25 protein-coding genes are annotated in these 26,830 nt (G+C 72.1%); 18 read left to right on the forward strand and 7 right to left on the reverse strand.

All coding sequences use genetic code 11. The features are described from left to right. Nucleotides 1-32: 32 nt before the first annotated feature. On the reverse strand, nucleotides 33-458 hold the full coding sequence (gene dtd, locus ACZ7G3_RS32890) for a D-aminoacyl-tRNA deacylase (RefSeq protein ID WP_426601828.1): 426 nt from the start codon (nucleotides 456-458) through the stop codon (nucleotides 33-35). A 179-nt stretch (nucleotides 459-637) separates the two neighbouring features. Between dtd and ACZ7G3_RS32895 the strand changes: the two genes are divergently transcribed. From ACZ7G3_RS32895 to ACZ7G3_RS32905, 3 genes are all read left to right on the forward strand, one after another. Then, nucleotides 638-1,258, forward strand: a complete 621-nt coding sequence (locus ACZ7G3_RS32895; protein ID WP_426601827.1) for an RsiG family protein — start codon at nucleotides 638-640, stop codon at nucleotides 1,256-1,258. Nucleotides 1,259-1,347: 89 nt separating this feature from the next. Then, nucleotides 1,348-2,415 (forward strand): asparaginase, encoded by a 1,068-nt coding sequence (locus ACZ7G3_RS32900; RefSeq protein ID WP_470930081.1) that lies wholly within the window; start codon nucleotides 1,348-1,350, stop codon nucleotides 2,413-2,415. Nucleotides 2,416-2,689: 274 nt separating this feature from the next. Then, nucleotides 2,690-3,982 carry a GNAT family N-acetyltransferase gene (locus ACZ7G3_RS32905; protein WP_470930082.1) on the forward strand — a complete coding sequence of 431 codons (1,293 nt, stop codon included), beginning with the start codon at nucleotides 2,690-2,692 and terminating at the stop codon, nucleotides 3,980-3,982. A 180-nt stretch (nucleotides 3,983-4,162) separates the two neighbouring features. Here the strand turns inward: ACZ7G3_RS32905 and ACZ7G3_RS32910 are convergent, their stop codons facing one another. Together ACZ7G3_RS32910 and ACZ7G3_RS32915 are read right to left on the reverse strand one after the other, a co-directional pair. Further along, on the reverse strand, nucleotides 4,163-4,348 hold the full coding sequence (locus ACZ7G3_RS32910) for a hypothetical protein (protein WP_426526442.1): 186 nt from the start codon (nucleotides 4,346-4,348) through the stop codon (nucleotides 4,163-4,165). 502 nt (nucleotides 4,349-4,850) lie between these two features. After that, a complete protein-coding gene (locus tag ACZ7G3_RS32915; RefSeq protein WP_470930084.1) occupies nucleotides 4,851-5,039 on the reverse strand; it encodes a hypothetical protein in 189 nt (62 codons plus the stop codon). Between the two features lie 146 nt (nucleotides 5,040-5,185). Here ACZ7G3_RS32915 and ACZ7G3_RS32920 point away from each other — a divergent pair, with 146 nt between their 5' ends. Both ACZ7G3_RS32920 and ACZ7G3_RS32925 read left to right on the forward strand, forming a co-directional pair. Beyond that, complete coding sequence (locus ACZ7G3_RS32920; protein WP_470930086.1) at nucleotides 5,186-6,064, forward strand: winged helix-turn-helix domain-containing protein; 879 nt, start codon at nucleotides 5,186-5,188, stop codon at nucleotides 6,062-6,064. 65 nt (nucleotides 6,065-6,129) lie between these two features. Further along, nucleotides 6,130-6,831, forward strand: coding sequence for an HAD family hydrolase (locus ACZ7G3_RS32925; protein ID WP_470930112.1), 702 nt, complete (start codon nucleotides 6,130-6,132; stop codon nucleotides 6,829-6,831). 227 nt (nucleotides 6,832-7,058) lie between these two features. Here the strand turns inward: ACZ7G3_RS32925 and ACZ7G3_RS32930 are convergent, their stop codons facing one another. Then, complete coding sequence (locus ACZ7G3_RS32930; protein WP_470930088.1) at nucleotides 7,059-7,814, reverse strand: HAD family hydrolase; 756 nt, start codon at nucleotides 7,812-7,814, stop codon at nucleotides 7,059-7,061. A 113-nt stretch (nucleotides 7,815-7,927) separates the two neighbouring features. Here ACZ7G3_RS32930 and ACZ7G3_RS32935 point away from each other — a divergent pair, with 113 nt between their 5' ends. Next, a complete protein-coding gene (locus tag ACZ7G3_RS32935; protein WP_470930090.1) occupies nucleotides 7,928-8,998 on the forward strand; it encodes a phosphotransferase in 1,071 nt (356 codons plus the stop codon). A gap of 232 nt (nucleotides 8,999-9,230) precedes the next feature. Here the strand turns inward: ACZ7G3_RS32935 and ACZ7G3_RS32940 are convergent, their stop codons facing one another. The 3 genes from ACZ7G3_RS32940 to ACZ7G3_RS32950 all read right to left on the reverse strand — a co-directional run bounded on the left by ACZ7G3_RS32940 (nucleotide 9,231) and on the right by ACZ7G3_RS32950 (nucleotide 12,440). Then, nucleotides 9,231-10,151, reverse strand: a complete 921-nt coding sequence (locus ACZ7G3_RS32940; protein WP_426601819.1) for an RNA polymerase sigma-70 factor — start codon at nucleotides 10,149-10,151, stop codon at nucleotides 9,231-9,233. Beyond that, the gene (locus tag ACZ7G3_RS32945) at nucleotides 10,148-11,353 is read right to left on the reverse strand and encodes an NAD(P)/FAD-dependent oxidoreductase (RefSeq protein ID WP_470930092.1); all 1,206 of its coding nucleotides are present in this window, start codon (nucleotides 11,351-11,353) and stop codon (nucleotides 10,148-10,150) included. Before ACZ7G3_RS32945 ends, ACZ7G3_RS32940 begins: the two co-directional genes overlap by 4 nt. A gap of 193 nt (nucleotides 11,354-11,546) precedes the next feature. Beyond that, nucleotides 11,547-12,440 (reverse strand): NAD(P)-dependent oxidoreductase, encoded by an 894-nt coding sequence (locus tag ACZ7G3_RS32950; RefSeq protein ID WP_470930094.1) that lies wholly within the window; start codon nucleotides 12,438-12,440, stop codon nucleotides 11,547-11,549. A 69-nt stretch (nucleotides 12,441-12,509) separates the two neighbouring features. Here ACZ7G3_RS32950 and ACZ7G3_RS32955 point away from each other — a divergent pair, with 69 nt between their 5' ends. From ACZ7G3_RS32955 to carB, 12 genes are all read left to right on the forward strand, one after another. After that, nucleotides 12,510-12,869, forward strand: coding sequence for a winged helix-turn-helix transcriptional regulator (locus ACZ7G3_RS32955; RefSeq protein WP_470930096.1), 360 nt, complete (start codon nucleotides 12,510-12,512; stop codon nucleotides 12,867-12,869). 500 nt (nucleotides 12,870-13,369) lie between these two features. Next, nucleotides 13,370-14,119, forward strand: a complete 750-nt coding sequence (locus ACZ7G3_RS32960; protein ID WP_426601815.1) for an SDR family oxidoreductase — start codon at nucleotides 13,370-13,372, stop codon at nucleotides 14,117-14,119. Between the two features lie 95 nt (nucleotides 14,120-14,214). Further along, nucleotides 14,215-15,252 (forward strand): SGNH/GDSL hydrolase family protein, encoded by a 1,038-nt coding sequence (locus tag ACZ7G3_RS32965; RefSeq protein ID WP_470930098.1) that lies wholly within the window; start codon nucleotides 14,215-14,217, stop codon nucleotides 15,250-15,252. Between the two features lie 190 nt (nucleotides 15,253-15,442). Then, nucleotides 15,443-17,584 carry an iron-containing redox enzyme family protein gene (locus ACZ7G3_RS32970; protein WP_470930100.1) on the forward strand — a complete coding sequence of 714 codons (2,142 nt, stop codon included), beginning with the start codon at nucleotides 15,443-15,445 and terminating at the stop codon, nucleotides 17,582-17,584. 59 nt (nucleotides 17,585-17,643) lie between these two features. Further along, entirely contained in the window at nucleotides 17,644-19,482 is a 1,839-nt protein-coding gene (locus ACZ7G3_RS32975; protein WP_470930102.1) for a carbamoyltransferase family protein, read from the forward strand. A gap of 67 nt (nucleotides 19,483-19,549) precedes the next feature. Beyond that, nucleotides 19,550-19,699 carry a hypothetical protein gene (locus ACZ7G3_RS32980; protein WP_426558477.1) on the forward strand — a complete coding sequence of 50 codons (150 nt, stop codon included), beginning with the start codon at nucleotides 19,550-19,552 and terminating at the stop codon, nucleotides 19,697-19,699. 46 nt (nucleotides 19,700-19,745) lie between these two features. Then, entirely contained in the window at nucleotides 19,746-20,699 is a 954-nt protein-coding gene (locus ACZ7G3_RS32985) for a TauD/TfdA family dioxygenase (protein ID WP_470930104.1), read from the forward strand. Nucleotides 20,700-20,736: 37 nt separating this feature from the next. After that, nucleotides 20,737-21,990, forward strand: a complete 1,254-nt coding sequence (locus tag ACZ7G3_RS32990) for an ATP-grasp domain-containing protein (RefSeq protein WP_470930106.1) — start codon at nucleotides 20,737-20,739, stop codon at nucleotides 21,988-21,990. 153 nt (nucleotides 21,991-22,143) lie between these two features. After that, entirely contained in the window at nucleotides 22,144-22,437 is a 294-nt protein-coding gene (locus ACZ7G3_RS32995) for a hypothetical protein (RefSeq protein ID WP_426601809.1), read from the forward strand. Continuing rightward, complete coding sequence (locus ACZ7G3_RS33000; protein ID WP_470930108.1) at nucleotides 22,434-23,699, forward strand: ATP-grasp domain-containing protein; 1,266 nt, start codon at nucleotides 22,434-22,436, stop codon at nucleotides 23,697-23,699. The genes ACZ7G3_RS32995 and ACZ7G3_RS33000 overlap by 4 nt, the downstream gene beginning before the upstream one ends. Continuing rightward, entirely contained in the window at nucleotides 23,696-24,826 is a 1,131-nt protein-coding gene (gene carA, locus ACZ7G3_RS33005; RefSeq protein WP_470930110.1) for a glutamine-hydrolyzing carbamoyl-phosphate synthase small subunit, read from the forward strand. Before ACZ7G3_RS33000 ends, carA begins: the two co-directional genes overlap by 4 nt. Then, nucleotides 24,819-26,830: carbamoyl-phosphate synthase large subunit (gene carB, locus ACZ7G3_RS33010; RefSeq protein WP_470930111.1), on the forward strand; the 2,012-nt coding region annotated here is incomplete at its 3' end. The genes carA and carB, both read left to right, overlap by 8 nt.

Below are 26,830 nucleotides of genomic sequence, written 5' to 3' on the forward strand. Positions count from 1 at the left end.
CGGGGATCCGACAGCCCTGCGGGCCCTGGGCGTCAGACCTCGACGATCACCGTGAACGGGCCGTCGTTCGTCAGCGACACGCGCATCCGGGCGCCGAAACGGCCCGTCGCCACGGTCGCGCCCAGCGCGCGCAGCTGGGCGACGACCTCGTCGACGAGCGGCTCGGCCACGTCGCCGGGCGCGGCGGCGTTCCAGGTGGGGCGACGGCCCTTGCGGGCGTCGCCGTACAGGGTGAACTGGCTGATCACCAGGAGCGGGGCGTCGACGTCACTGCACGACTTCTCGTCGTGCAGCACCCGCACCGACCAGAGCTTGCGGGCCAGCTGCGCCGCCTTCTCCTTGGTGTCGTCGTGGGTGACACCGACCAGGACGCACAGGCCCTCGCCGTCGATCGCTCCCACGGTCTCGCCGTCCACGACGACGCTCGCGCCGTCCACCCTCTGCACCACCGCACGCATCCCGTCATGATGCCGTGTCCCCCCGGGGCGTCCGCAAACGGGCCCGTACGGGGTTTCTTTTCGCTCTCTAACCCCCCATCTGGGGCCGATCGGGGCTGATCATGGGCACTCGGTCACATAGCGGCCACTTGGGGTGGCACGATGCTCCCAGACGCCGGTCGAGGGGACGGTTGATGCACATGGGAACACCGAGTACGGGGCAGCCGCTTGGGACTGTCGCGTTGACATATCCGGGTGGCCTGGAGGCGCCCCGGCCGCCCGTGCAGCGCACGGACAGTCCGGAGCTGCCCGCGGATCCTCCGGGGCACGACCTGACCGCGCTGAGCCTGCCGGAGCTGCGCACCCTGCGCCGGGACGCGCAACGCGAGGAAGCCGACCTGAGTTACGTGCGGCGACTGCTGCAGGGGCGTATCGACATTCTGCGTGCGGAGCTGGCGCGGCGCCGTCCCGCGTCCGTGGTGACCACCGCGGCGAGGGGGTCCGTCGTCGAGCGGCTGTCGGAGATCCTGACCGACGCCCCGGCCCGGCAGCGTTCCTCCGCCCGCCATGTGACGCTCGGCACGCCACGCAGCGAGGAATGCCGACGGCTGGCCGCGGAGATGCTCGGCGAGGTGGAGCTGTCCGACCTGACGGCCCGCACCGACGCCGAGCTGACCGCCGGGACGGGGCGGCTCGTGCGCTATGAGCAGCAGGTGTCCCGGCGGAGGCAGCGCCTCCAGCGCACGGCCGACGACTGCAGCGCGGAGATCGCACGCCGGTACCGTGAGGGGGAAGCACAAGTCGACGACCTGCTCGTGTGACGCGTGGGGCGGCCTCCGGGCCGCCCTCCGGGACCCGGCGATCCCGGGGTGTCACCGCGGTGGGTCACCCGTCCGGAAGGCCACCGCCGATGCCCGCGCCGCAACCGTCCCAGCCGTCCCAGTCACAGCCCCAGTCGGCCCGGCCCCAGTCGGCTCAGCCGCAGTCGGCCCGGTCCCAGCCGGCCGAGCCGGCGCCCACGTCCGCGCTCTCTCCCGTCGTCCCGCCCGTCCTCGCCGAGGTCGTCCGGTCCGGCTTCGTCGAGGGGCGGCACCGGGGCAGTCTGGTCGTCCTGGGCGCCGACGGGGCCGTGGAGCTGGCGCTGGGGGAGGTGACGGCGCCGGTCTTCCCGCGCTCCGCCAACAAGCCGATGCAGGCGGCGGGAGTCCTGCGGGCCGGTCTCGACCTCACGGGGGAGCGGCTGGCGCTGGCCGCCGCGAGCCACTCCGGGGAGCCCTTCCACCGCGACCTGGTCCGCAAGATGCTGGACGAGTACGGTCTGGACCCCGCCGCGCTCCAGTGCCCGCCCGACCTGCCGCTGGACCCGGAGGAGCGGGACACGTACCTGGCGTCGGGCGCGGCGCCCGACCGGATCACCATGAACTGCTCCGGCAAGCACACCGCGATGCTGGCGGTCTGCGCCCAGCAGGGCTGGCCCCCGGAGACCTACCTCGACCCCGGCCACCCGCTGCAGCGGATCATCCACAGGGTTGTGGAGGACGCCGCGGGCGAGCCGGTCGCCGCCGTCGGCACGGACGGGTGCGGGGCGCCGCTGATGGCGATCAGCCTGGTCGGGCTGGCCCGCGCCTTCCGCTCCTTCGTCCGCGCCGAACCCGGCACGGCCGAGCGTCGCGTCGCCGACGCGATGCGCGCCCACCCCGAGTACGTCGCGGGCACCCGCCGCGCCGACACCTGGCTGATGCGCGAGGTGCCCGGCACGCTCTCCAAGATGGGCGCGGAGGCCGTGCAGGCGGTGGCCCTGCCCGACGGCCGCGCCCTGGCCTTCAAGGTCGAGGACGGCGCGACGCGGGCCCTGGGGCCGGTACTGGCCCGTGCGCTGACGCTGATGGGCGTGGAGGCGCCCGTGGTCGACCGCATCGGCCGTACGCCCCTGCTGGGCGGCGGACGCGAGGTGGGGGAGATCCGGGCCGCCTTCTGAGGAGGCGGGAACAAGGGCCGGGCCGCGGGCCGGGGACGGGGCAGGGACGGGGGCGGGCGGTCGTCGGGCGGCGCGGCGCCGATCGGTGCGGCACCGAGTGCGGCACCGAGTGGGGCACCGAGTGGGGTGCCGAGCGCGGCGCCGACCGGAGCCGTTCGCCCCGGCGGAACGGCGCCCAGGCGGCCCGGCGGCGGGGCGGACGCTGCCGTCGCGGGCCGGTCCGGCCCGGCAAAATCGTGCGACGCCGGCGCGGTCGCCGACCTACCGTGAGCACATGACGCGCCCCGCCGACATCGACGTACGTCCCATAACCGAGGCCGAGTTCCCCGACTGGCACCGTGCCCTGAACACCGGGTTCCTGATGCCGCCCGCCGTCACCGCGGAGCAACTGGAGGCCCGCCGCAACCTGTTCGTGCCCGGCCGGTCGGTCGGCGCCTTCGACGGTGAGCGCTGCGTGGCGACCTTCCGGTCCTTCGACCAGGAGATCACCGCCGTCGGAGGCGCCCTCGTCCAGGCCGACGCGATCTCCAACGTCACCGTCACCGCGACCCACCGCCGCCGCGGCCTGCTCACCCGCATGATGGCGCGGGACCTGGCGGCGGCGAAGGACCGCGGGGACGTCGTCGCGACACTGATCGCGGCCGAGTACCCGATCTACGGCCGCTACGGATTCGGCCCCGCCACCACCATGACCGAGTGGACGGTCGACGTGCCGCGCGCCGGCCTCGACCGGCGCTGGGCGGCCCCGGAGGACGGCGGCCGGATCGACCTCGTGGACGGCGAGGACGTCCGCAAACTCGGCCCCGAGCTGCACGAGCGGCTGCGCCGGGCCCAGCCGGGCGCGGTCAGCCGGGCAGAGCTGTGGTGGCTGACCCGGACCGGGGTGCTGAACCTCAACGGCTCCCCGTGGACCGAGCCCTTCTACGCCCTGTACCGCTCGGCGGACGGCGCGGTCGAGGGCTTGGCCGCGTACAAGGCCGACGACCACTGGGGCGACGCCAAGCAGCCGCTGAACACGGCGACCGTCGACTGGCTGCTGGCCGTGACACCGGCCGCCGAGCGCGCCCTGTGGCACTACCTGTGCTCGATCGACTGGGTCATGACGGTGAAGAGCGGCTGGCGGTCCCCCGACGACCTGCTCCCGCACCTCCTGCCCGACCCGCGCGCGGCCAGGATCACCACGCAGGCGGACTGGCTGTGGGTGCGGATCCTGGACGTCGTACGGGCGCTGGAGGCGCGCACCTACGAGGGGCGGGGCTCCCTGGTGCTGGAGGTCGTGGACCGATGGGGGTCCCCCCGCTCGAGCGGAGCCGAGAGCGGGGGAGGGCTGACCGGCGGGCGGTGGCGGCTGGAGGCCGGGCCGGACGGGGCGGCCTGCACGCCGACCACCGAGAGCGCCCAGCTGGTGCTCGACGTGGGCGAGCTGGCGCCGCTGTGGCTGGGTGACGAGTCGGCCGTACGGCTGGCCGCGCTCGGCCGGGTCCGGGAAGAACGAGCGGGCGCCGCCCGTGTGGCCGACGCCCTGCTGCGTACGTCCAGGCGGCCTTGGTGCCCGGACATGTTCTGAGAGTGGCTCCCTTCTGCCGGTGACGGGTGGGTGTGCGCATCCGTAGCGCGCTCTTCAGTTGTGGTGCTGCGTTGCTGTGCTGCATTCAGTTGTGGTTGTGGTTGTTGTGCGGTGGTGCTGACTGACTGTCCGGGCTCCCGGCTCCCCTCCGGAAGGGGGCCCGGACAGCAGTACGTCGGTTCAGCCGGACTGGGCGAGCAGCATCACGAGGATCACCGCACCCACACCGCCGATCATGGTGTTCCTCGCCTTGATGCCGATGGACAGCGCGACGAACGCGATGATTCCCATCGGCCCGTACTTCCATTGCACGAGTTGCTCGAACCCGATGGCCAGAGCGGCGACGACGATGGCGATGAGCGGCATGGTGGTCCCCCTGTCACCTTGGTGGCCAACCCTCGAAAGGTGTGACCACATTGCTCAAGTTGGTTGCCAACTTAGCCTTAGTTATTCCTACTTGGGAACGCCCTGTACCCACCTTTCGGCGAACTACCTAAAGATGGCGGGAAGTTGCAGTGATCGGTCGCGGAGCCGAAACGGAACCCCCGCAGCGGGCGGTGCGCCCGGACCGGGACCGGTCGTCCGCGGCCGGGGCGTCGCTCCCTCGCGTCGGACCGGCCGGCCGTCGAGTGCGGCGCCGAGTGCGCCGCCGCCCGTCGGTGACCTGCTCGTCCCCCGGCCGGAATGGCTGAACGGCCGCGCGCCCGAGGGCCCCGCGGCCGTTGCGCCCGACTCCGGCGGGACCCCGGCCGTGCCCGGCGAAACACCGTGCCGGGCCCTTCCGGGGCGGCCGAAACCGGCCAAGGTCGGCAGGTGCGTCTCTTCGCGTCCCGCGCCATCGGCCTGTTCGCCGCCGGCCCGCCACCTGTCACAGCGCCGGCCCCGCGACGAGGAGGGCCAGCACCACCGCGCCCGCGGAACTGACGGACGGGCTCTTCGCCTTGATGCCCAGGGTGAGCAGGAGCAGGCCGACGATGCCAGTGGCGCCGTACCGCCACTGGAGGATCGCCTCGAAGGCGACGACGAAGACCGTGGAGACGAGCGTGAGGACGGGCATGGTCTTTCCCCCTTCGGAAGTCTGGGAAGGAACTTCCGCCAACTAGACCAAGTTGGCAACCAACTTCTGTTAAGTTGTCCCCACTTGGCTACTACCTGTAAACAAGTTTCAAGCAACTCCCGGTAGGTAGGTCGAAGTTGTAGCGTTTGGTCGTGACTCAGGAGAACGCGTCCGTGAACGGCAACAGAAGGCTCTCGGCCCAGGAGTTGGCCGACATCCTGCGGGAACGGATCCGCGGGGGTGACCTCAAGGCGGGCGACCGCCTGCCCACCCAGGCCGAACTGGCCGAGGAGTTCAAGGTGGAGCGCGGCACCGTCCGCCAGGCACTGCGGGCCCTCCAGGAGGACGGCCTGCTCACCAACGTGAGCAAGGGCAGCCCGCCCCGCATCGCCGAGCCCGCCCCGGTCCGGGCAGGAGAGGCACAGCCGGCGTTGGCGGCGCTGAAGTCGAGGCTGACGGAGGCGTTCTCGGCGCCGCGGGTGCGGGTGGACGTCGTGTGCCACACGTCGGAGACGCTGATGATCGCCCTCAGCGAGCCGCTCCGCCTCATCCACGAGGGTCACATCTGCCCGGAGTCGATCGACTTCCGTGTCCTGATGCCGTCGCGGAACGCCAAGCTGGCCTTCCCCGTCCTGGTCGAGGAGGAGGAGGACGACCCGGTCCACCGGCGCTGGCTCCAGATGCGCAACGCCCATGCCCAGGTACTCGAGCACAACCTGCGCGCCGTGCGCACCACCCGTCACGTCGACGTGCGCGTCACCTTCCGCACCCTGCCCTACTCCCCGCCGATGAAGCTCTACCTGATCAACGGCGATGAGGCACTGATCGGCTACTACATGCTCACCGTGCGCGCGGAGGAGTTCGAGGGCCGGACGCTGGAGATGTACGACGCCCTCGGCGCCCAGTCGCTGCTGTTCTCCTTCCTGAAGCGGGCGGGCCACCGGGACGCGACGTTCGTGGAGGAGTCGCAGAAGTGGTTCGACGCCCTCTGGGACACCATCACCTCGGACATGGCCCTCACCTAGCGGCCGATGACCTGGAGGCCGATGACCTGGAGAACGATGAGGCGGAGCGGGCGGTACCGGTGACAGTGGAGGCGGACGACGAGGCGCTGGGCCGCGCGGTCCGGCGCGCACGGCTCGTACTGTGGGACTTCGACGGTCCGATCTGCCGGCTGTTCGCCCGGTACCGGGCGAGCCGGATCGCCGACGAGATGGTGCGGTGGCTGGCGGACCGCGGCATGGCGGGCCTGCTCTCCCCGCACGAACAGGGGACCGGCGATCCGCAGGCGGTGCTGCGGGCCGTGGACCGCCGGTGTCCCGGCAGCGACCTGGCGGCCGGGCTGGAGGAGTTCTGCACGTCGGCTGAGCTCCGCGCCGTGCCCTCCGCGATGCCCACCGCCTACGCCGATCCGCTGATCCGCACCTGGTCGGCGATCGGGTGCCGCCTGGCCGTCGTGACGAACAACTCCCCGCGCGCGGTCGGTGCCTACCTGGCCGGCCGCGGCCTGTCGCCCTGCTTCTCCCCGCACGTCTACGGCCGCACCCGGGACCTGCACCGTCTCAAGCCCGACCCGTACTCCCTCGACCTCGCCCTGAGCGCCACGAAGGTCCCCGCCCCCGCCACCCTGATGGTCGGTGACTCCCCTTCCGACCTGGCCGCGGCCACGAGCGTCGGCGTCGGCTTCCTGGGGTACGCGAGAAACGACCGGAAGGAGAAGCTGCTGAGGGACGCCGGCGCGCAGGTGATCGTGGGCTCCCTCGAACCGGTACTGCGGGTGCTGGACCGGTAGGCCCGCGACGACCGGTAGGCCCGCGACGACCGGTAGGCCCGCGACGACCGGTAGGCCCGCGACGACCGCGAGGGCCGTGACGACCGCGACGACCGGTAGGCCCGCGACGACCGGTAGGCCCGCGACGACCGCGAGGGCCGTGACGACCGCGACGACCGGTAGGCCCGCGACGACCGCGAGGCCGTGACCACCGCGAGCGCCGCGAGGCCCGTGCCGGCCGGGGGCCGTCACCCACAGGCCAGGAGCTCACCTACGGCCCGTACGACCGGGAGATACGAGGGGACCACCGCGTCCGCGCCGTTCTGCCGCATCAGCCGTGCGCGTTCCGCATGCCGTGTGAGGCCGAGGAAACCGGTCCCGGCCGACCGGGCCGCCTCGAGGTCGGTGAGCTGGTCCCCGACGAGCAGGCAGTCGGAGGCGGGAACGGCGAGGTGGCGCAGGGCTCGGTGCACGCAGTCCGGATGCGGCTTCATCAGCCGCGCGTCGTGCGGGGAGCGGCCGAACACCCCGTCGAACTCCGGGCCCAGTCCGAGACGGCCGAGCCAGGCCAGGATGGGCTCCTCCGCGTTGTTGCTGACGACGGCCAGGCGCATGCCGAGGTCGAGGAGCAGGCCCACGAGGGTGTGCAGATGATCCGTGGGGGGCGCTGTGCGCACGGCGTCCCATTCCCGGGCCGTGACCGCGGCTTCCGCGAGTTCCAGCGGGCGGGCGCTCGGTTTGGGTACGGATCGTTCGTACATGTCCCTGAGCGGACGGAGGATTCCGTGGGAGTCGTGGCACTCCTCGACCGAGAGGTCGAGAGGTCCCCAGTGTTGCCGGGCCGCCTGCTTGACGTGCTCGGCCACATCCGCTGTCGCCGCGCCCCCGAAGAGATCGCAGACGGGGCCGTCGAAGTCGAACAGCACCACGCGCGCGGACCCGACCGTGCGCAGCAGCCGGGCCTGGCTCTCGGTGGCTTCCCGCCCGAATCCCGTGTCGGTCACCGCGGCAGTCTGCCCCACGGAGTACGGGCGGACAAAGACGACACGGAACGGTGCGGCAGGGTGCCCCGTCCCATCGCCCCATCGGCTCCACCAGGACGGGCAGAGCACAGGGGATGACACCGGCACGGTTCTCCGCGGCCCGCAGGCGAGCGGTGGCGGTGAGCGGCGACGCGAGCCTGGTCACGGGCCCGCTCAGCGGATACCACCACGAGTCCTATGTGGTCCCCCTGCTCGACGGGACCAAGGTGAAGTTCAGGGAGCCACGCCGGTCCGTGCTGTGGTTCGACCGCAGGTACTTCGAGTCGGAGGACGCTCTGCTGCGCTCCCTGAGCGGGCGGGTCGAGCGTGTGCCCGCGGTGCTCGCGAGCGAGGGCGGCCTGAGCGTGCAGACGTTCATCGAGGGACGTACGCTCGCCGCGTCGCACGCGCCGGGACGGCGGGTGCCCGCGGTGATCCTCGGGCAGATCGTGGCGCTGTTCGGCCAGTTGGCGCGGATCACGCCGGGCACGCTGGGGGTGGAACGACGCCGCGGTGCGCGGAACCACTCGGAGGACGGGGACAGTGGCGGGTTCCTGGAGTGGCTGACCGTCTTCGCCGAGCAGCAGGTCTACGAGCAGAACCGCGCCGAGTTCGGTTCCCTCTACCGCGCGCTGGGCGTGCCGGACGACGCGTTCGACCGGCTGAGGAAGCACGTGGCCGGGCTGCGGAAGCGCCCCTTCTGCCTCCTCCACGCGGACCTGCACCGGAAGAACCTCATCGTCGACCCGCAGCAGCGCCTCTGGACGATCGACTGGGAGCTGGCGCTGTTCGGTGACCCCCTCTACGACCTGGCGACCCACCTCCACCTCATGCGGTATCCGGCGCGTCAGGAGCGGAGGATGGTCCAGGCGTGGTGCACGGCCGTCGAGGAGGTCCGCGAGGGAAGCTCGTACGGATACGCGTCGGACCTGCGGCGCCTCCTCGCCTTCAAGAGGGTGCAGTCCCTCTTCACCGACGTCATCCGGGTGGCGCTCTCCCTCGGGGACGCACCGGGGCCCGACCGGCCGGCCCTGCGGGCCGCCGCGCGGCGACTGCAGGAGGTGCTGGGCGCCGCGGCCGAGCCTCTCGGGCTGGAGAACGTACCGAGCCGCGCGCAGATCGTGGCGGACCTGGCCCGCTGGCACCGCGAACGGGAGGCGCCGTAGCCGGACCGGCCGGGCGGCGCCGGGAGGTGCGCGGCGCCGCCCGGCCGGCACGTGAAGCGGCCCTGTCGTCCGTGGCGAGGGGGAAGCGGTGCCCACCGTCGTGCAGGCGCCGGCCGGCGAGGCCCTCCCGGTCCGGGCGGCGGCCGGCGCCTTTCTCGACTCGCCCGGCCGCCGACGGCGGTGGCGGAGGCGGAGGCGGACGACGAGATCGGAGACGCGCTGGTGACGACGCTCACCGCGTCCCGATGTCGTACGTGGTGCCGTCGGTGACGGCCTGGAGTTTGTCCGGGTTGGCCACGTTGTGGATGGCGGTGATACGGCCGTCGGCGTCGAAGTCGAAGGTGACGGTGGCGATCACGCGACCCGGCCCGCTGAACACCATGCCCGGCCCACCGTTGATCCCGACGAGTTCGGCTTTCATGTCGGCGGGCTCGATGCCCTGGTAGGTGACGGTGCCGATGGCCGCGAACCAGGAGGCCACCGTGGCCGCGCCCACGACCGGGCGCAGGGCCTGGCGGACCTTGCCGCCGCCGTCGGTCCACAGGGTGACGTCCGGGGAGAGCAGTTCCATCAGGGCGTTGACGTCCCCGCCGGTCGCGGCGGCGAAGAACCGCTCGGTGGCCTCGCGCTGCCGCGACCGGTCGGCGGCGAAGCGCGGCCGGCGGGCCCGCACGTGCTCGCGGGCCCGATGCGCGGCCTGCCGCACCGCGGCTTCGGAACGCTCCACCGCCTCGGCGATCTCGGCGTGGCTGAAGTCGAAGACCTCCTTCAGCACGAACACCGCGCGCTCCAGTGGGCTGAGCGTCTCCAGCACCACCATCATGGCCATCGACACCGACTCGGCGTCCGTGACGGCCTCGGCGGCATCCCCGCCGGTGAGGATGGGCTCCGGCAGCCACGGCCCCACGTAGGTCTCCCGCTTGTGCCGGGTGGAGCGCAGCCGTTCCAGTGCCAGGTTCGAGACGATGCGCGTCAGGTAGGCCTTGGGGTCGGCCACCTGCGAGCGGTCCGCGGCGGACCACTTGATCCAGGCGTCCTGGACCACGTCCTCGGCATCGGCGGCGCTGCCGAGGAGGCGGTAGCCCACGGAGAACAGCAGCCGCCGGTGCTCGTGGAAGACCTGATGGCCGGGGTGGGCGGTCAGGTTGGTCATCGGGCCTCCCGGACCCGGGTGAAGCGACCTCCGCGGGGCCAGAACGCGCCCGAGGCGGGCATCTTCTTCATACGGCCGTACGTCGGCCAGGGCGAGGCGGTCACCGTCTCCTTGTACCGGACGGCCGTGCGGCCCGTCAGGCAGATCCGGCGAGGGCTGTCGTCGGGGCGTGTGAACTGCACCACGGCGTCACCGCGTCCCAGGCTCACCGGCGTGTGGTAGTAGCCGAAGCGGAACGGCTTGGGCTGCTTCCCCCTGAGTACCCGGTCGATCGACAGCGCGGCGTGCACCCCGGTCGGCATGCCGCCCTGGCAGGTGCCGTGCATGACGCCGTACCCCTGGCGGATCGCGGCCGCGTCGCCGATCGCGTACACCTCCGGGTGGGACACCGACCGCAGCGCGGCGTCGGTGACGACGCGTCCGCGCTCGTCGACGGCCAGCCCGGCGGCGGCCGCCAGCGGCGACACCCGAGTACCGCACGTCCACAGCACCGCGTCGGCGGCGATGGTCTCCCCGCCCGCCAGCTCGACCGTGTCGGGCAGCACCTTGGCCACCTCGACCCCGGCGCGTACCTGGACGCCCAGCCGGTCGAGCGCGGCCTGCACGTACGCCTTGGCCTTCGGGTTCATGGTCGCACCGGGCTCGGCCCGGCCCAGCAGCACGACGTTCAGCTCCGGGTGCTGCTCGGCGATCTCCGCGGCCGACTCGACGCCGGTCAGCCCGCTGCCCGCGACCACCACCGTGCCGCTGTCGAGCCGTGCCAGCCGGTCGGCCAGAAACTCGGCGTCCTGTGCACTGCTCAGGGTGTACGCGTGGTCCTCGACACCCGGCACCGCCGACGTGTCGGCGACCCCGCCCAGCCCGTACACCAACGTGTCGTAGTGCAGCACCCGGTCGTCGTCGATCCGCACGGTCCTCGCGTCCGCGTCCACCGCGGTGACCCAGCCGCGCGAGAACCGCGCGCCCGTGCCCTCCAGCAGCTCCGGGATGCTCAGCTCGGCGAGCGGCTGCCCGGTCGCCGTCATGTGCAGCCGCATGCGCTCGGTGAACCGTTCCTGCGCGTCCACCACGGTCACCCGCACCCCCTCGCGCCGCCGTACCCGGGCCGCGAGCTGGACAGCCGCGGCCATGCCCGCGTATCCCGCCCCCAGGATCACCACGTGGTGCGCGGTCTCCGTGCCGGTCTTCTGCTGTGCGCTCATCGTTCCGTCCTCCTCGGCTCGCTTGCAGACGCCCACCAGATGGGAGCAGGCGGCCCGGACGTGACATGGGGCGGATGTGATGCGCGACACAGTCCGACGGGCTCCCGGCGGGCCCTGTCGTTCCGACGGGCTCCTGGCGGCCCTTGTCGTCCCGACGGGCTCCGGGCGGGTCGGCTCCGACGGACTCCGGGGGTCAGCGCCCGGCGATCACCTCGGCGACGCGGGTGAACCCGTCCGTGCCGTGCCCGAGCGCGATGACCCGCCGGGCCTGCCCCTCGATCACGCGCATCAGGCTGGCGTCGATGCCGTGCGCCTCGGAGGCGTGGACGACGTGGGCCATGGTCGAGGCGGCCGAGGTGATCGGGTTCAGCTCGCCCGAGTACGTCCCGGCGTCGGTGTCGGCGGCGAACTCGGTGAACAGGGGCGGCAGGATCGCGGCGATGCCCTGGGCGAACGGGGCGAGCTCCGCACCGGTGACGCCCTCCGCGCGGGCCACGGCGAGGGCGTGGACGAAGCCCCCCATCGCCGTCCAGAAGATGTCGAGCAGCGCGACGTCGTAGGCCGCGGCCCGTCCGGCGTCCTCACCGAGGTGGGTGTGGGTGCCGCCGAGCGCCGCCAGCACGGGCTGGTGCTCCCGGTACAGCTCCTCGGGGCCGCTGTGCAGGAACACGGCGTCGGGCGTGCCGATGGTCGGGGTCGGGGTCATGATCGCGCCGTCCAGGTAGCGGATGCCGTGCAGGCCGGCCCACTCGGCCGTGTCCCGGGCGCGGTCGGGGATGTCGGCGCTCAGGTTCACGACGGTGCGGCCCTTGAGGGCGGCGGTGACGTCCTCCTGGCGCAGTACGGCGTCCGAGGCGTCGTAGTTGACGACGCAGACGACCGTCAGCGGGGAGGCGGCGACCGCCTCCGCGGCCGACGCCGCCGCGACCGCGCCCCGGGCGACGAGGTCGCCGTCCCGGCCCGGGGTGCGGTTCCAGACGGTGGTGCGCAGGCCGGCGTCCAGGAACGCGGCGGCCAGCGCCCGGCCCATCGGGCCGAGCCCGAGTACGGTGACGGCGGCGGGGGACTGGTCGGTGTGCACGGACATGCTTCAACTCCCGTAACGTACTGAGTAATTGCTGGGTGATCGGGTAATCGCTGATGAAGGGGGTACGGCATGGCGCACCGGCGCCACGATCCGAACGTCTGCGGGGTGACCGCTGCGATCGCCGTGATCGAGGGCAAGTGGAAGACCACGCTGCTGTGGATGCTGGAGTCCGGCCCGCACCGGCCGGCCGAACTGCGCCGGCGGGTGCCCGGCCTCACCGAGAAGGTGCTGACCCAGGCGCTGCGCGAGATGGAGGCGGACGGCCTGGTGGACCGGCGGGTGTACGACGTGCTTCCGCTGAAGACCGAGTACTCCCTGACCGCGTTCGGCCGCGACCTCGCCGAGGCCCTCTCTCCTCTCTCCGACTGGGGGCACCGGCGGCTGGACAAGCTGGGTGGTCAGGAGATCGGCGCCCGCGCGGCCTCCTGACGTTCACCCGCCCCTTCAGCTTCGGCGGAGAGGGGCGCGCTGCCAAGTACGCACAAAAAGGTGGGTAGGGGCGGGCCGGCCGCGGTCGGCCCGCCTCCGTCGCCCGGTACGTCCGCGTCCTGCGCGCCGTCGCCGCGCCGATCCTCGTCTCCTGGGCCCTCGGCGCGTCCCTGGGCCGCCACGACAACTCCGGCCGGAGCCGTCGCGGTCAAGCCGGCCGCCGCCGGCCGGCCGTTGCGATCGCACACCTCTCGCCGGCCCGCGCCAGTCGACCCGGAACGCCTCGGCCGAGGCACCCGCCCCACCTTCCCGTGTTCCTTTTGTCTGCCCTGCGGGTTTCCGCATTGCCGAGTTCCGAACAATGGGCATGGTTCAACGCGCATCGCCGAGTGGGGAGGATTCCACCGCACGGATGAACGGCCGAGAGAATTCCACAGGACAGCTGCGGAAAGTCCCTCGGCCGCATCGAATGCCGGACGGGTGGAAAGGCGGTGGCGTCGGTGGCCGGAACGGCCGTGGTGACCGGGGCGAGCAGCGGAATAGGCGCGGCGACGGCGCGCCGGCTGGCGAAGAACGGATTCGACGTGGTCGCCGTCGCACGCCGTACGCAGCGGCTACGGCAGCTGGCCGAGGAGACCGGCGCACGACCGTACCCGCTCGACGTCACCGACGACGGGGCCGTACGGCGTCTCGCCGCCGAACTCGGCTCCTGCGACGTCCTGGTGAACAACGCGGGCGGCGCCCTGGGGGCGGAATCCGTGGCCGAGGCGGACGCGGCGGACTGGGAGCGGATGTACGCGGTGAACGTGCTGGGAACCCTGCGCGTGACCCAGGCCCTGCTGCCGTTGCTCAGGGCCGGCCAGGGCGGCACCGTCGTCACCGTGACCTCCACCGCGGCCTTCACCGCCTACGAGGGAGGCGGCGGCTACTGCGCGGCCAAGTACGCCGAGCGCGCGCTCACCGAGACGCTGCGCCTGGAGCTGAGCGGCGAGCCCGTCCGGGTGATCGAGGTGGCGCCCGGCATGGTCATGACCGAGGAGTTCGCCCTCAACCGGATGCGCGGCGACGCGGAGCGGGCCTCGGCGGTCTACGAGGGTGTCGACCGCCCCCTCACCGCGGACGACGTCGCCGAATGCGTCGCGCTGGCGGTGGGGCTGCCCCAGCACGTCAACGTCGACCGGCTCGTGGTCCGGCCGCTGGCCCAGGCGGCCCAGCACAAGCTGCACCGCGGCCCGCTGTTCCAGGCCTGACCACCCCTTGCCAGCCTGACCAGCCCTTCCAGGCCTGATTTCCCCTGCCACCTCCCTCCCCCCCCTCATCCGCACCAGCCGAGGAGTGCGACCACGTGAAGCTCCACCGTGACGAGCTGACCCCCCAGATGCAGGAGTACGCGCGGTTCGACGACCGCGGCGAAGCCCGCTACCTGCCCTACCTCATGTACTTCCACCGGGCCGATTACCGGTCCTCCGTCATCAACACGGACCGGGCGGGCTTCCGCGTCTCGCACGGCCCGGACGGAGAGACGGCCTCCGCGGCCGGCCGCGTGCCCGCCGGTCCGGTGCGGTTGATCTCGGGCAGCTCCACCGTGCTCGGCATCGGCGCCACCAGTGATGCCACCACCCTCGCCTCCCGGTTGTGGGGCAAGCACGCCCCGTCCGCGCCGTGGCTCAACTTCGGCGGACGCTGCTACAACTCGACCCAGGAACTGCTGCTGTTCACCCTCTACCGCCACCTGCTGCCGGAGATCGAGGAGATCGTCGTCTTCTCCGGGCTCAACGACCTGACCGTCGGCAGGCTGCCTCAGTGGCAGCAGGGCGACCACGGCGCGTTCTGGTTCTGCGGTGAGTACTTCGACAAGATGGAGGAGCTCCGCGAGAGCAACCGCAAGGCCGCCGGCAACAAGCTCCTGGGCCGCCGCGCCGAGCGCCGCCGCACCATCTCCACCCACGACGACGTGCGTCGCGACATCCCGGCGGTCATCGACTCCGCCGCCGAGCTGACCCTGCGCCACCTGGAGAGCTGGCGGCGGCTGGCCGGGCCGGCGGCCCGGCTGACGTACGTACTGCAGCCGATGGCGCTGTGGATGCGGGACCGGCACGCGCCGCAGGAGCAGCTGCTCTTCGACGAGATCGACCACATCTCCAAGCTGGGCACCTGGGAGGCCCTCTACGGCGACATCTCCCGCAAGGAGGTCGCCCGCGCCTTCTCCGAGCAGCTCCGGGCCGGCTGCGAGAAGCTCGGCATCCGCTACGTCGACCTCAACCCGGTCGTGGCCGAGGAGGTCACCGAACGGGACTGGATCTTCGTGGACAGGGCGCACTACACCGACCACGGCTACGACCTGGTGGCCCGCGTTCTCGCCGAAACGCTCGCACTTTCCTGACCCTCCTTTTCCCTTTCGGTTCTTCTGGCAATTCCCCTTGAGAGAAGGTGATGACGCGTGTCCCTTCTGCGGAAGCTCGCGGACGTCCTGTTCCGGCGCAAGAAGCGCGCCAACCGTAAGAACGACGCATCCATCTATCCCATGTTCTGACGCGTTCCCGCGGAGAAACAGGCCGTTCGAAAGGAGAAGGATGTACGACGACGGCGGCCCCGCCCGGGTCGTGTACGCGTACGCCGCCGATCCCGAGGCATCGCTGCCGGACGGCGGATTCGTCGAGGAGGTCCGCACCGAACTGCGCCGGGCGGCCGTCGCGGACGGCCCGCTCGACGACCTCGTGGTGCGGGCGGCCGACTGGGCGGCGGCCGAGGGCAAACGATTCACGGGCCTGCTCGACGCCGGGCACCGGGAGGGCCGGCCCGCCGGGCACGAGGAGGTGCTGGTACGCCGTGCCGTCCTCGGCTGCTCCCCGCTCTCCCTCGTCTCGGGTGCCTGGCTGCAGTGGCTGAGCGCGCCGGGCAACTTCGAGGTCCCCGTGGTGCTGCGGATCCTCGCGCTGTACGCCTCCGACGTGGGCGCCGGACATCCGCACGCCTCCCGGGGCAGCGCCTTCCTCGAGCTGCTGCGCAGGCTGCGGCTCGCGGAGCACGCGGTACCGGCGGCCCGGCTCACTGGCGACCAGCGCATTCCCGAGACGGCGTTCCGGCTGCCCGGCCTGCTGCTGGCGATGAGCAGGCGTCCGGACGAGTTCCGCGACGAACTGCTCGGCGCCGACCTGTGCCTGCGCACGGTCGGCCTGCTGCCCGCCCTCAGGATGGTCAGGCTGGCCCGTCCGGCCGGCACCGACTGGGAGGCGGTGGACCCCTCGGTGCCGCGGGACGACGTCGCGGAGCGGCCGGAGCTCCAGTGCCGGGCCCTGGTCGACGAGCTGGTCGAGGAGGGCGGCCACCGGGCCGCGGCCGCGGTGGGCCGGGGCTTCGCCTGGACGCTGGGGGCGCTGCGCGAGTGGTCCGGGGCGCTGTACGCGGAGCTGGTCGCGGCCGGAGACCCGGCGTTCGACATGGCGGAACTGATGCGGCAGCGCTCCCGTGAGGGCTCCGTGTACCACCACCAGTTCCAGCTGGAGGGCAAGCCCCTCGCCCGCTGGCTCGCCGAGTGCCGTACCGACGCGGGCCCGCTGCTGGACGCCCTGGCCCGCAGCAGACTCGTCAAGCCCGGCCGGTCGCACGCCAGCTCGCTGGTGCGCGGGCTGGTCGGTGAGCGCGGGCCGATGTTCCGGGTGTTCTCACCGGAGGACCTGAACGTCATCCGGCGGTGGATCGACTCCTTGCCGGCGGCACCCCAGAGCCCCGCCCGCGCCGAGACCCGTACGGAGAGCACGCCCGCCGCTCCCGCCGCGGTGGCCGCCGCCCTCCGCGCCGGCCACCGCTCGCCGGGCCGCGCACCTTCCTCCGTACGCGAGGCCTACACCCTGCTGATGCGCCGCACCGACACCCCGGAGCTGCGGACCTGGGCCAAGCGGTACGTCGCCGGCTGGCTGGCCCGGTCGCGGCACGGTATGGACGAGCGGACCATGCCGCTGCCGGAACGCTGGACACGGGAAGGACTGCGACCCTGGCTCCAGGACCGGCACGACCGGCACGGGGCGGAGTTCGAGGAGAACGCCGAGGTGCCGCTGCCTTCCCGGGAAGCCGTCGTCGACGACACCGTGCAGACGGCGCCGCTGACCCTGATCGACGGCAGCTGGCTCCAGGGGTTCACCGACTACGAGCAGGCGTCCTCGGAGATCGGGCACTCGCTCTTCGAGACGTACTGGGACGAACTCGGCAACGGCGAGCCCCGGTTGAACCACCCTCTCATCTACCGGGACGTCCTCGAGGAGATGGGCGTCGACCTGCCGCCCACCGCCTCGGCGGAGTTCGCCCGCTGGCCCGGCTTCCGGGACGAGTCGTTCGAGCTGCCGGTGTACTGGCTGTGCGTCGGCCGGTTCCCGAGGACGTTCCTGCCCGAGGTGCTCGGGCTGAACCTGGCGATGGAGCTGTCGGGAGTCGGCGGCACCTACCGCCGGGCCCGGCTCGCGCTGAAGGCGTACGGCTTCAGCACGCGCTTCGTCGACATCCACAACACCATCGACAACGTCGCCACCGGGCACTCCGCGTGGGCCGCGGACGCGGTGGACACCCTCATGGCCGCCCTGCCCGAGACCCCCGGTCCAGGCGGCCGGGCGGAGACCTGGCAGCGCGTGCGGGTGGGCTACCGCTCGCTGAACCCGCCGAGCGGCGTGGGCGCCCGGCTGGCAGCCCGCCGCGGGCGGCTGGCCGGCCGGCGGGGATGAGGCAGCGCCCGATCGCAAGGACCACAACCCGCACACCAATTCCGTGGAGGAACGCAGCGGTGTCTGACCTGATCCTGGGAGTGTCGGCCTTCTACCACGACAGCGCCGCGGCGCTGATCGCCGACGGCGTGCCTGTCGCGGCTGCCCAAGAGGAACGTTTCAGCAGGCGGCGGCACGACCCCTCCTTCCCCTCGGCGGCCGTTCGCTACTGCCTCGAGGAAGCGGGCGCACGCCTGGACGACGTGTCCGCCGTCGCCTACTACGAGGACCCGCGGCTGAAGTTCCGCCGGGTCCTGGCCACCTTCCTCGGCGCCGCCCCGACCGGCTTCGCGTCCTTCCGCGACACCCTCCCCTCCTGGCTCGGGCCGGCCGGCAAGCTGCGCACCGCCGACCGGGTGCGGGCCGAACTCGCCGCCCTGGGCCTGGGCCGGGTGCCGCGGCTGTCCGTGCGCCGTCACCACGAGTCGCACGCCGTGTCGGCCTTCTTCCCCAGCCCCTACGAGTCCGCCGCGGTCCTGTGCATCGACGGCGTCGGCGAATGGGCCACGACCACCCTGTGGCACGGCCGCGGCACCGACCTGGCCCCCCTCGCGGAACTGCGCTTCCCGCACTCGCTGGGGCTGCTGTACTCGGCGTTCACCTACTTCTGCGGCTTCAAGGTCGACTCCGGCGAGTACAAGCTGATGGGCCTGGCCCCCTACGGCAGGCCCCGCTACGCGAACCTCATCCGCGAGCAGCTCATCGACGTCAAGGCCGACGGCTCCTTCCGCCTGGACATGCGGTACTTCGCGTACCTGCGCGGCCAGGTGATGACCGGCCGGGGCTTCGAGAAGCTCTTCGGCGGACCCCGGCGAGACCCCGAGGGCCCGCTCACGGAGCGCGAGTTCGACCTCGCCGCCTCCGTGCAGGCCGTCACCGAGGAGGTCGTGCTGCGGCTGGCGCGGACCGCGCGTGAACGCACCGGCGAGTCCAAGCTGTGCCTGGCGGGCGGTGTCGCCCTCAACTGCGTCGCCAACGGCAAGATCATCGACGCCGGGATCTTCGACGAGGTGTGGATCCAGCCGGCCGCCGGTGACGCCGGCGGCGCGCTCGGCGCGGCCCAGGCCGTCGCCATGGAACGCGGGGTGCGCCGCGACCACCTTGCCACCGGACGCGACGCGATGAGCGGCTCGCTCCTCGGGCCGGGCTACGACGACGAGGAGATCGCCGCCTACCTGGAGTCCCGCGGCATCCCGCACCAGCGGCTGGACCCCGACACGCTGGCCAAGGCGGTCGCGGAAGGGCTGGCCGAAGGGAAGATCGTCGGCTGGTTCCAGGGCCGTATGGAGTTCGGGCCGCGTGCCCTGGGGGCCCGCTCGATCATCGGGGACCCGCGCAACCCGGACATGCAGTCCACCATGAACCTGAAGATCAAGTTCCGTGAGTCGTTCCGCCCGTTCGCGCCCGCGGTGCTGGCTCCCGACGCCACCGACTACTTCGACCTGCCGCAGGAGAGCCCGTACATGCTCGTGGTCTCCCAGGTCACGGCGGCCCAGCGGCTCGACGCCGACAGCGCCGGTGCCGGCGGCCTCGACCTGCTCAAGGTGCACCGCTCGACCATCCCCGCCGTCACCCACGTCGACCACTCGGCGCGGGTGCAGACGGTCACCGAGCACAGCAACCCCGCCTACCACCGGCTGCTGACCGCCTTCAAGGCCCGCACCGGCTGCCCGGTACTGGTCAACACGTCCTTCAACGTGCGCGGCGAGCCCATCGTGAACACCCCGGACGACGCCTACACCTGCTTCATGCGCACCAACATCGACATGCTCGCGCTCGGCAGCTTCCTGCTGGAGAAGAGCGCCCAGCCCGCCTGGTCGGAGGAGCACGACTGGCGCGCCGAGATCCCCCTCGACTGAGCACCACGTCCCACCACGCCTCACGTACCCCGGCGCCCCGCCCGGGTGCAGGGAGAACGGACCGCCCATGCGCACCTTCCTGCTCTTCCTCGTCTACTGCCTCGTAGTGACGCCCGTCGGCCTGCTCGGCCGCGTCGTCAAGGACCCCCTGGCCCGCAGCCGGCCCTCCGGTACGACGACCTACTGGATCCCGTCGGCCCCGTCACAGGCCCGCTGAACGGCGAGCGGCGGAGACGAGCCCACGACCGATCGGAGGACAAACGATGACCAGCCTGCTCCAGTTCGCCCGGCACCGCATCGACGACAGCGTCCGGGACCTGCTGGACAAGGAGATTTCGGAACGCGTCTCGGAGACCCGACTGGACTCCGATCTCGACGACGCCATCCTCGCCGGCATCGGCGCGTACGCGCTCAGCCGCCATCTCCCCGGTGACGTGCTGCAGAGCGTCCAGGTGTTCACCGCGGCCGCGCGGCACGCCCTGGTGCTGTCCAACCTGCCGGCCCAGGACTTCCCCGCCACCCCGGTGAGCGGCTTCGGGAACGAACCCGAACTGGCCGTCACCAACGCCATCCACCTGGGGCTGATCCGCCTGATCGGCGGCACGCCCTTCGCCGTCGCCTACGAGAACGACGGCCACCTCATCCGCAACGTCGTACCGAACCCGTCGGCCTGCGGCACGACCAGCTCCTGGGGTGCCGACTCGGAGTTCTTCTGGCACACCGACAACCCCCACCAGCCGTTCGGCAGGCCGGGCTCCGACCCCCGTCTCTACACCCCGCCGTACCTGACCTTCTACGCGGTACGCAACGAGGAGCAGGTCCCCACCGAGATCGCCGCGCTCGACGACGTCGTCGTGCGTCTGGACGCCGAGACCCGGCAGATCCTGCAGACCGCCCAGTTCGAGGTCGGCGCGCCGGACTCCAACGACGGCGGGGTCACCGGCCCGCTGCGCGAGGCCGCGATCCTCGAACCCGACGGCACGGGCCGCCACCGCGCCCGCTACGACCGCGGCACCACCCGCGGCGTCACCGACCGCGCCCGGACCGCCCTGGACAGCTGGTGCGAGGCGCTGGCCACCATCCCGGCGGCCGAACTCGTCCTGGACACCGGCGACTTCATGATCTTCGACAACCACCGGGTGCTGCACCGCCGCAAGGCCTTCACCCCGCGCCCCGACGCAACCGCCCGCTGGCTGCGCCGCTGCTACGCCGCCTGACGCCGACCGTCCTGAACACCCGCACGGAGGAAACCCCATGAACAAGTACCGCGTGGCCGTCGTCGGCGGCCGCCCGGCCCCGATCGCCGGCGCCAAGCAGCTCGGCATCGACGTCGTCCTCGTCCACGAGGAGGGCGCCTACGATCCGGCCATCGCCGAGCACTGCGAGCGCATCGTGCACGTCCCCATCGCCGACGGTCAGGCCGTCCTCGACGTACTGAAGCCGCTGCACGACGAGCGGCCGTTCGACCGGGTGCTCACCACCACCGAACCGGCCGCCGAGTCCACCGGGTTCGTCGTCGACTCGCTCGGCCTGCCCGGTGTCACCGAGGCCACCGCCCGCGCCCTCAAGGACAAGGCGCTCACCCGCGAACTGCTCGACAAGCACGGCCTGAGCCCCGTGCGTTACCGGATGGTCAACAGCGCCGCGGAGATAGCCGACTTCCGCGCCGAGGTCGGCGAACGGATCATCGTCAAACCGGTGGACGGTGTGGCCAGCCTGCACATCCACCCCGTGGACGGCACCGAGGACGCCGAACGGGCCTGGCAGGCACTGCGCGAGGCGGACATCCGCGCGGTCATCGCCGAGGAGTACCTCGACGGCCCGGTGGTCAGCGTCGACTCCTTCTCCTACGAAGGCCGTCACCTGCCCATCGGCTACTCCGAGTACCGCATGAACGAGCGGTACGTCGAATGGGAGGTCAGCACGCCCAGCCGGTACGCCCGGCCGTGGCTCGCCGAGCTCCGCGAGCTCACGCCGAAGCTGCTGGACGCGGTGGGCCTCACCGAGGGCCCCTCGCACAGCGAGTTCGTGCTGACCGAGAAGGGCCCACGGGTCCTGGAGTCGCACGCCCGGCTGGCCGGCAGCGGCGCACCCGAACTGGTCCGGCGGGCCTTCGGCCTGGACCTGAACCGGATGTTCCTCACCGTTCCGCTCGGCATCGACGCCCTGCCCGCCACCTCGCCCGAACCGCTGGGCGGCGCTGCCGTACGGTTCTTCACCCCCGAGCCCGGCACGGTCACCGCCGTCGAGGTCGCCGAGGACGCCGCCGACGAGGTGCGCAGGATCCCCGAGGGCGAGGTGCTGTACGTCTTCCTGCCCTACCTCGACGAGTTCCGGGACACCGAGGTGGCCGCGGTGATCGGCAAGGCCGTGGGCGAGACCGTGCCCCCGCTGCTGACCGTCGCCGACTGCGTCTCCGGGTATGCCATCGCGTCCGGGCGGGATGCCGACGACGCCGTGGCCAAGACCGAGGCCGTCAACGCGAGGATCCGCTTCGAGACGCGCTGAGCACGCCTTCTTCCGACTCCGGCCGGGTGGCCGGGCCCCGCATCCGCCGGCGCCCGGCCGCCCGGTCCCGCCTTCGTGTGCGCCCGACCGCCGCCTGGCCGCGACGTCCCTCGAGGCCTCCGGCCCGCACCGACCACTGGGAGGGAACCGCCCGTGAACCCCATCGCCGCTTCCGCCGCCCCGGCGGGTAGCCCCGCACCGGACCCCGTCACCCAGCTGAACTCCGCCCGGCTGCTCGTGGAGGAGCGGTACACCGACGAGCAGCCGCTGATCCGGGCCGCTCTCCACCTGATCGACTGCGCGACCGACATCGTCGCCGGACTGCCCGAGCCCGACCTCGACGTCTGCCGAGACGCCCTCGGCTCCGCCCGCGCCGCCGTGGTCTCGGCGACCTACGCCGTGGGCCGGGTCCGCGACCTGGCCGTGCCCGGAACGGAGCGCGCATGAGCCACCACATCGTCGTCCTCCACCGCTGGCGCGACCGCCACGCCCACTACGAGGACTACCTGGACCACCGCACCCACCGCGTCACCTACGTCACCACCCGCCTCGCCCTGGACTCCGTACCCGCCGGCGCCGCGGCCGCCCTGGTCGTCCCCGCCACCGACGACACCGCGGCGGTCTGGCGCGCGGTGACCGAACTGCGCGCCCGCTTCGGCCCGCCCGCTCGGCTCCTGGCGCTCAACGAGGGTGACCTCGACACCGCGTCCGTCATCCGCGACCGCCTCGGCTGCGCCGGCCAGACACCGGCCGAGCTCGCCCGGTTCCGCGACAAACTGACGATGAACCAGCTCGTGTCCGGCGCGCGCGTACCCACCCCCCGCTTCGCGGACGCACCCGACGAGCACGCCGTCCGCGCGTTCGCCGACCGTCACGGCCTGCCCGTCGTGGTCAAGCCGCGCCGGGGTACCGCCAGCCGGGGCGTCGTACGCCTCGACTCGCCCGCCGACCTGCCGCGGCTGCGGGCCCTGCCGTCCGAACCGCGCCTGGTGCAGGAGTACTGCCCGGACGACATCGTCCACATCGACGGCCTGTGGACGGGTGAACGCCTGGGACCGTGGCGGGCCTCGCGCTACGTCAACACCTGCGTCGACTTCACCCAGGGCCAGGCGCTCGGTTCCGTCGAGATCGACGACCCGGGACTCCTGGACCCGCTCGGCGAGTTCACCGCACGGGTCGCGGGCGCGCTCAGCTCCGAGCCCTGGGTCTTCCACCTGGAGGCGTTCGTCGGCACCCGCGCCGACGGCCGGCCCGCGATCCGGTTCCTGGAGGCGGGTTACCGGGTGGGCGGCGCGGAGATCCCGTTCGTCTGGCGGGAGGTGCACGGCATCGACCTGATGCGGGCGGCCGCCGACATCCAGCTCGGCCGGACCCCCGACCTCCCCGTGCCCGAGCGGTGGCGCACCGGCGGCTGGCTGCTCGTGCCGTCCCCGGTCCCGCCCCCCTGCCGGGTGGTCGGACACGACCTGCCCGCCCCGCAGGACCCCGCCGAGGCGCCGTACGCCGTGGTCGTCCCCGAGGCCGGCCGGGTCATCCCCCGTGTCGGCGGCTACGAGCACGTCGGCGCCCGCTTCCGGTTCCGCGGCGACTCCAGCGGGGAGGTCGAGAAGGCGGTCCTGCGCACGGCGGCCCAGTTCCGCCTGGAGTGCGCCCCCGAGACCGCGGTCCACGGCGGCGGGGGCCGCCCGGTGTGCGGACTGGACCGATGAGCGGCCGCGGACCCGCTGCGGCCGTACTCGTCCTGGAGGACGGCCGGGCGTTCCGGGGGCGTGCGTACGGGGCGCTGGGGACGGCCTTCGGGGAGGCGGTGTTCTCGACGGGCATGACCGGCTACCAGGAGACGTTGACGGACCCCTCGTACGACCGCCAGATCGTCGTCGCCACCGCCCCGCAGATCGGCAACACCGGCTGGAACGACGAGGACGACGAATCGAGCCGGATCTGGGTGGCGGGGTACGTCGTGCGCGACCCGGCGCGCGTGCCGTCCAGCTGGCGGGCGAGACGCTCGCTGGACGAGGAACTGGTCAGGCAGGGCGTGGTCGGCATCTCCGGCATCGACACCCGTGCGCTGACCCGCCACCTGCGCGAGCGCGGCGCCATGCGGGCGGGAGTCTTCTCCGGTGAGGTGATCGGGCCCGAGCCGGAACTCGTCGCACGTGTACGGGAGCAGCCGCACATGAAGGGCGCGAACCTGTGCGCCGAGGTCGCCACCACCGAGGCGTACGTCGTCCCGGCGATCGGCGGGAAGAGGTTCACCGTCGTCGCCGTGGATCTCGGTATCAAGGGCATGACGCCGCGCCGGATGGCCGAGCGTGGCATCGAGGTGCACGTGCTGCCGGCGACGGCGACCGTCGAGGACGTCTACGCCGTCGAGCCGGACGGTGTGTTCTTCTCCAACGGCCCCGGTGACCCGTCCACCGCCGACCACCCGGTCTCCGTGATGCGGGGCGTTCTGGAGCGCGGTACTCCGCTCTTCGGGATCTGCTTCGGGAACCAGATCCTGGGCCGTGCGCTGGGCTTCGGGACCTTCAAGCTGAAGTACGGGCACCGCGGCATCAACCAGCCGGTGCAGGACCGTACGACCGGCAAGGTGGAGGTGACCGCGCACAACCACGGGTTCGCGGTCGATGCTCCGCTCGACGAGGTGTCCGACACCCCTTACGGCCGCGCCGAGGTCTCCCACGTCTGCCTGAACGACAACGTGGTGGAGGGCCTGCAGCTTCTGGACCGGCCGGCTTTCAGTGTCCAGTACCACCCGGAGGCGGCGGCCGGCCCGCATGACGCCGCCTACCTGTTCGACCGCTTTGTTTCTCTGATGGAGGGCCAGCGTGCCTAAGCGCACCGATATCCAGTCCGTCCTGGTCATCGGCTCCGGCCCGATCGTCATCGGCCAGGCCGCCGAGTTCGACTACTCCGGTACCCAGGCGTGCCGGGTCCTGAAGTCCGAGGGCCTGCGGGTCATCCTCGTGAACTCCAACCCGGCGACGATCATGACCGACCCGGAGATCGCCGACGCCACCTACGTCGAGCCGATCACTCCCGAGTTCGTCGAGAAGATCATCGCCAAGGAGCGGCCCGACGCGCTGCTGCCGACCCTGGGTGGTCAGACGGCGCTGAACACGGCGATCTCGCTGCACGGCAACGGTGTCCTGGAGAAGTACGGCGTCGAGCTGATCGGCGCCAACGTGGAGGCGATCAACAAGGGCGAGGACCGCGACCTGTTCAAGGACGTCGTCGAGGCCGTCCGCGGCAAGATCGGCCACGGCGAGTCGGCCCGGTCCTACATCTGCCACTCCATGGACGACGTCCTCAAGGGTGTCGAGGAGCTCGGCGGCTACCCGGTCGTGGTCCGCCCCTCCTTCACGATGGGCGGTGCGGGTTCCGGTTTCGCGCACGACGAGGAGGAGCTGCGCCGGATCGCGGGGCAGGGGCTCACTCTGTCGCCGACCACCGAGGTGCTCCTGGAGGAGTCCATCCTGGGCTGGAAGGAGTACGAGCTGGAGCTGATGCGCGACAAGAACGACAACGTGGTGGTGGTCTGCTCCATCGAGAACTTCGACCCGATGGGTGTGCATACCGGTGACTCGATCACGGTGGCGCCCGCGATGACGCTGACCGACCGCGAGTACCAGGTGCTGCGCGACGTCGGTATCGCGATCATCCGCGAGGTGGGCGTCGACACCGGCGGCTGTAACATCCAGTTCGCGGTGAACCCCGAGGACGGCCGCGTGATCGTCATCGAGATGAACCCGCGCGTGTCGCGTTCGTCCGCGCTGGCCTCCAAGGCGACCGGTTTCCCGATCGCGAAGATCGCGGCGAAGCTTGCCGTGGGCTACACCCTCGACGAGATCCCGAACGACATCACGCGGGAGACCCCGGCCTCCTTCGAGCCCACGCTCGACTATGTGGTGGTGAAGGCCCCGCGGTTCGCCTTCGAGAAGTTCCCGAGCGCCGACTCGACGCTGACGACCACGATGAAGTCGGTCGGTGAGGCGATGGCGATCGGCCGGAACTTCACCGAGGCGTTCCAGAAGGCGCTGCGCTCGCTGGAGAAGAAGGGCAGCCAGTTCACCTTCGCCGGCGAGGCGGGTGACAAGACGGCGCTGCTGGAGGAGGCGGTCCGTCCGACCGACGGCCGGATCAACACGGTCATGCGGGCGATCCGCGCGGGCGCCACGCCTGAGGAGGTCTTCGCGTACACGAAGATCGGCCCGTGGTTCGTCGACCAGCTCTTCCTGATCAAGGAGACCGCCGACGACCTCGCCCAGGCGCCGGAGCTGACCGCGGGCCTGCTCGGTGAGGCCAAGCGGCACGGTTTCTCCGACCAGCAGATCGCCGAGATCCGCGGGCTGCGCGAGGACGTCGTGCGTGAGGTGCGGCACGCGCTGGGTATCCGCCCGGTCTACAAGACGGTCGACACCTGCGCCGCCGAGTTCGCCGCGAGGACGCCGTACTTCTACTCCTCCTACGACGAGGAGAGCGAGGTCGCGCCCCGCGAGAAGCCCGCGGTGATCATCCTGGGGTCCGGGCCGAACCGTATCGGGCAGGGCATCGAGTTCGACTACTCCTGCGTCCACGCCTCCTTCGCGCTGTCGGACGCCGGGTACGAGACGGTGATGGTCAACTGCAACCCGGAGACCGTCTCCACCGACTACGACACCTCCGACCGGCTGTACTTCGAGCCGCTCACGCTGGAGGACGTCCTGGAGATCGTCCACGCCGAGCAGCAGGCCGGCCCGGTCGCGGGCGTGATCGTGCAGCTCGGCGGCCAGACCCCGCTCGGCCTCTCGCAGGCGCTGAAGGACAACGGCGTGCCGATCGTGGGCACCTCGCCGGAGGC

The organism is Streptomyces sp. NPDC037271 (assembly GCF_055603605.1).

Excerpts from the sequence above, each read along its gene's own strand:
- ACZ7G3_RS32900 (WP_470930081.1), top strand. The coding sequence starts at position 1,348 with ATGCCCGCGCCGCAACCGTCCCAGCCGTCCCAGTCACAGCCCCAGTCG.
- ACZ7G3_RS32950 (WP_470930094.1), bottom strand. The coding sequence starts at position 12,440 with ATGTCCGTGCACACCGACCAGTCCCCCGCCGCCGTCACCGTACTCGGG.
- ACZ7G3_RS32910 (WP_426526442.1), bottom strand. The coding sequence starts at position 4,348 with ATGCCGCTCATCGCCATCGTCGTCGCCGCTCTGGCCATCGGGTTCGAG.
- ACZ7G3_RS32935 (WP_470930090.1), top strand. The coding sequence starts at position 7,928 with ATGACACCGGCACGGTTCTCCGCGGCCCGCAGGCGAGCGGTGGCGGTG.
- carA (WP_470930110.1), top strand. The coding sequence starts at position 23,696 with ATGAGCGGCCGCGGACCCGCTGCGGCCGTACTCGTCCTGGAGGACGGC.
- ACZ7G3_RS32955 (WP_470930096.1), top strand. The coding sequence starts at position 12,510 with ATGGCGCACCGGCGCCACGATCCGAACGTCTGCGGGGTGACCGCTGCG.
- ACZ7G3_RS32970 (WP_470930100.1), top strand. The coding sequence starts at position 15,443 with ATGTACGACGACGGCGGCCCCGCCCGGGTCGTGTACGCGTACGCCGCC.
- ACZ7G3_RS32895 (WP_426601827.1), top strand. The coding sequence starts at position 638 with ATGGGAACACCGAGTACGGGGCAGCCGCTTGGGACTGTCGCGTTGACA.
- ACZ7G3_RS32905 (WP_470930082.1), top strand. The coding sequence starts at position 2,690 with ATGACGCGCCCCGCCGACATCGACGTACGTCCCATAACCGAGGCCGAG.
- dtd (WP_426601828.1), bottom strand. The coding sequence starts at position 458 with ATGCGTGCGGTGGTGCAGAGGGTGGACGGCGCGAGCGTCGTCGTGGAC.
- ACZ7G3_RS32940 (WP_426601819.1), bottom strand. The coding sequence starts at position 10,151 with ATGACCAACCTGACCGCCCACCCCGGCCATCAGGTCTTCCACGAGCAC.
- ACZ7G3_RS32945 (WP_470930092.1), bottom strand. The coding sequence starts at position 11,353 with ATGAGCGCACAGCAGAAGACCGGCACGGAGACCGCGCACCACGTGGTG.
- ACZ7G3_RS33000 (WP_470930108.1), top strand. The coding sequence starts at position 22,434 with ATGAGCCACCACATCGTCGTCCTCCACCGCTGGCGCGACCGCCACGCC.
- ACZ7G3_RS32985 (WP_470930104.1), top strand. The coding sequence starts at position 19,746 with ATGACCAGCCTGCTCCAGTTCGCCCGGCACCGCATCGACGACAGCGTC.
- ACZ7G3_RS32990 (WP_470930106.1), top strand. The coding sequence starts at position 20,737 with ATGAACAAGTACCGCGTGGCCGTCGTCGGCGGCCGCCCGGCCCCGATC.
- ACZ7G3_RS32915 (WP_470930084.1), bottom strand. The coding sequence starts at position 5,039 with ATGCCCGTCCTCACGCTCGTCTCCACGGTCTTCGTCGTCGCCTTCGAG.
- ACZ7G3_RS32980 (WP_426558477.1), top strand. The coding sequence starts at position 19,550 with ATGCGCACCTTCCTGCTCTTCCTCGTCTACTGCCTCGTAGTGACGCCC.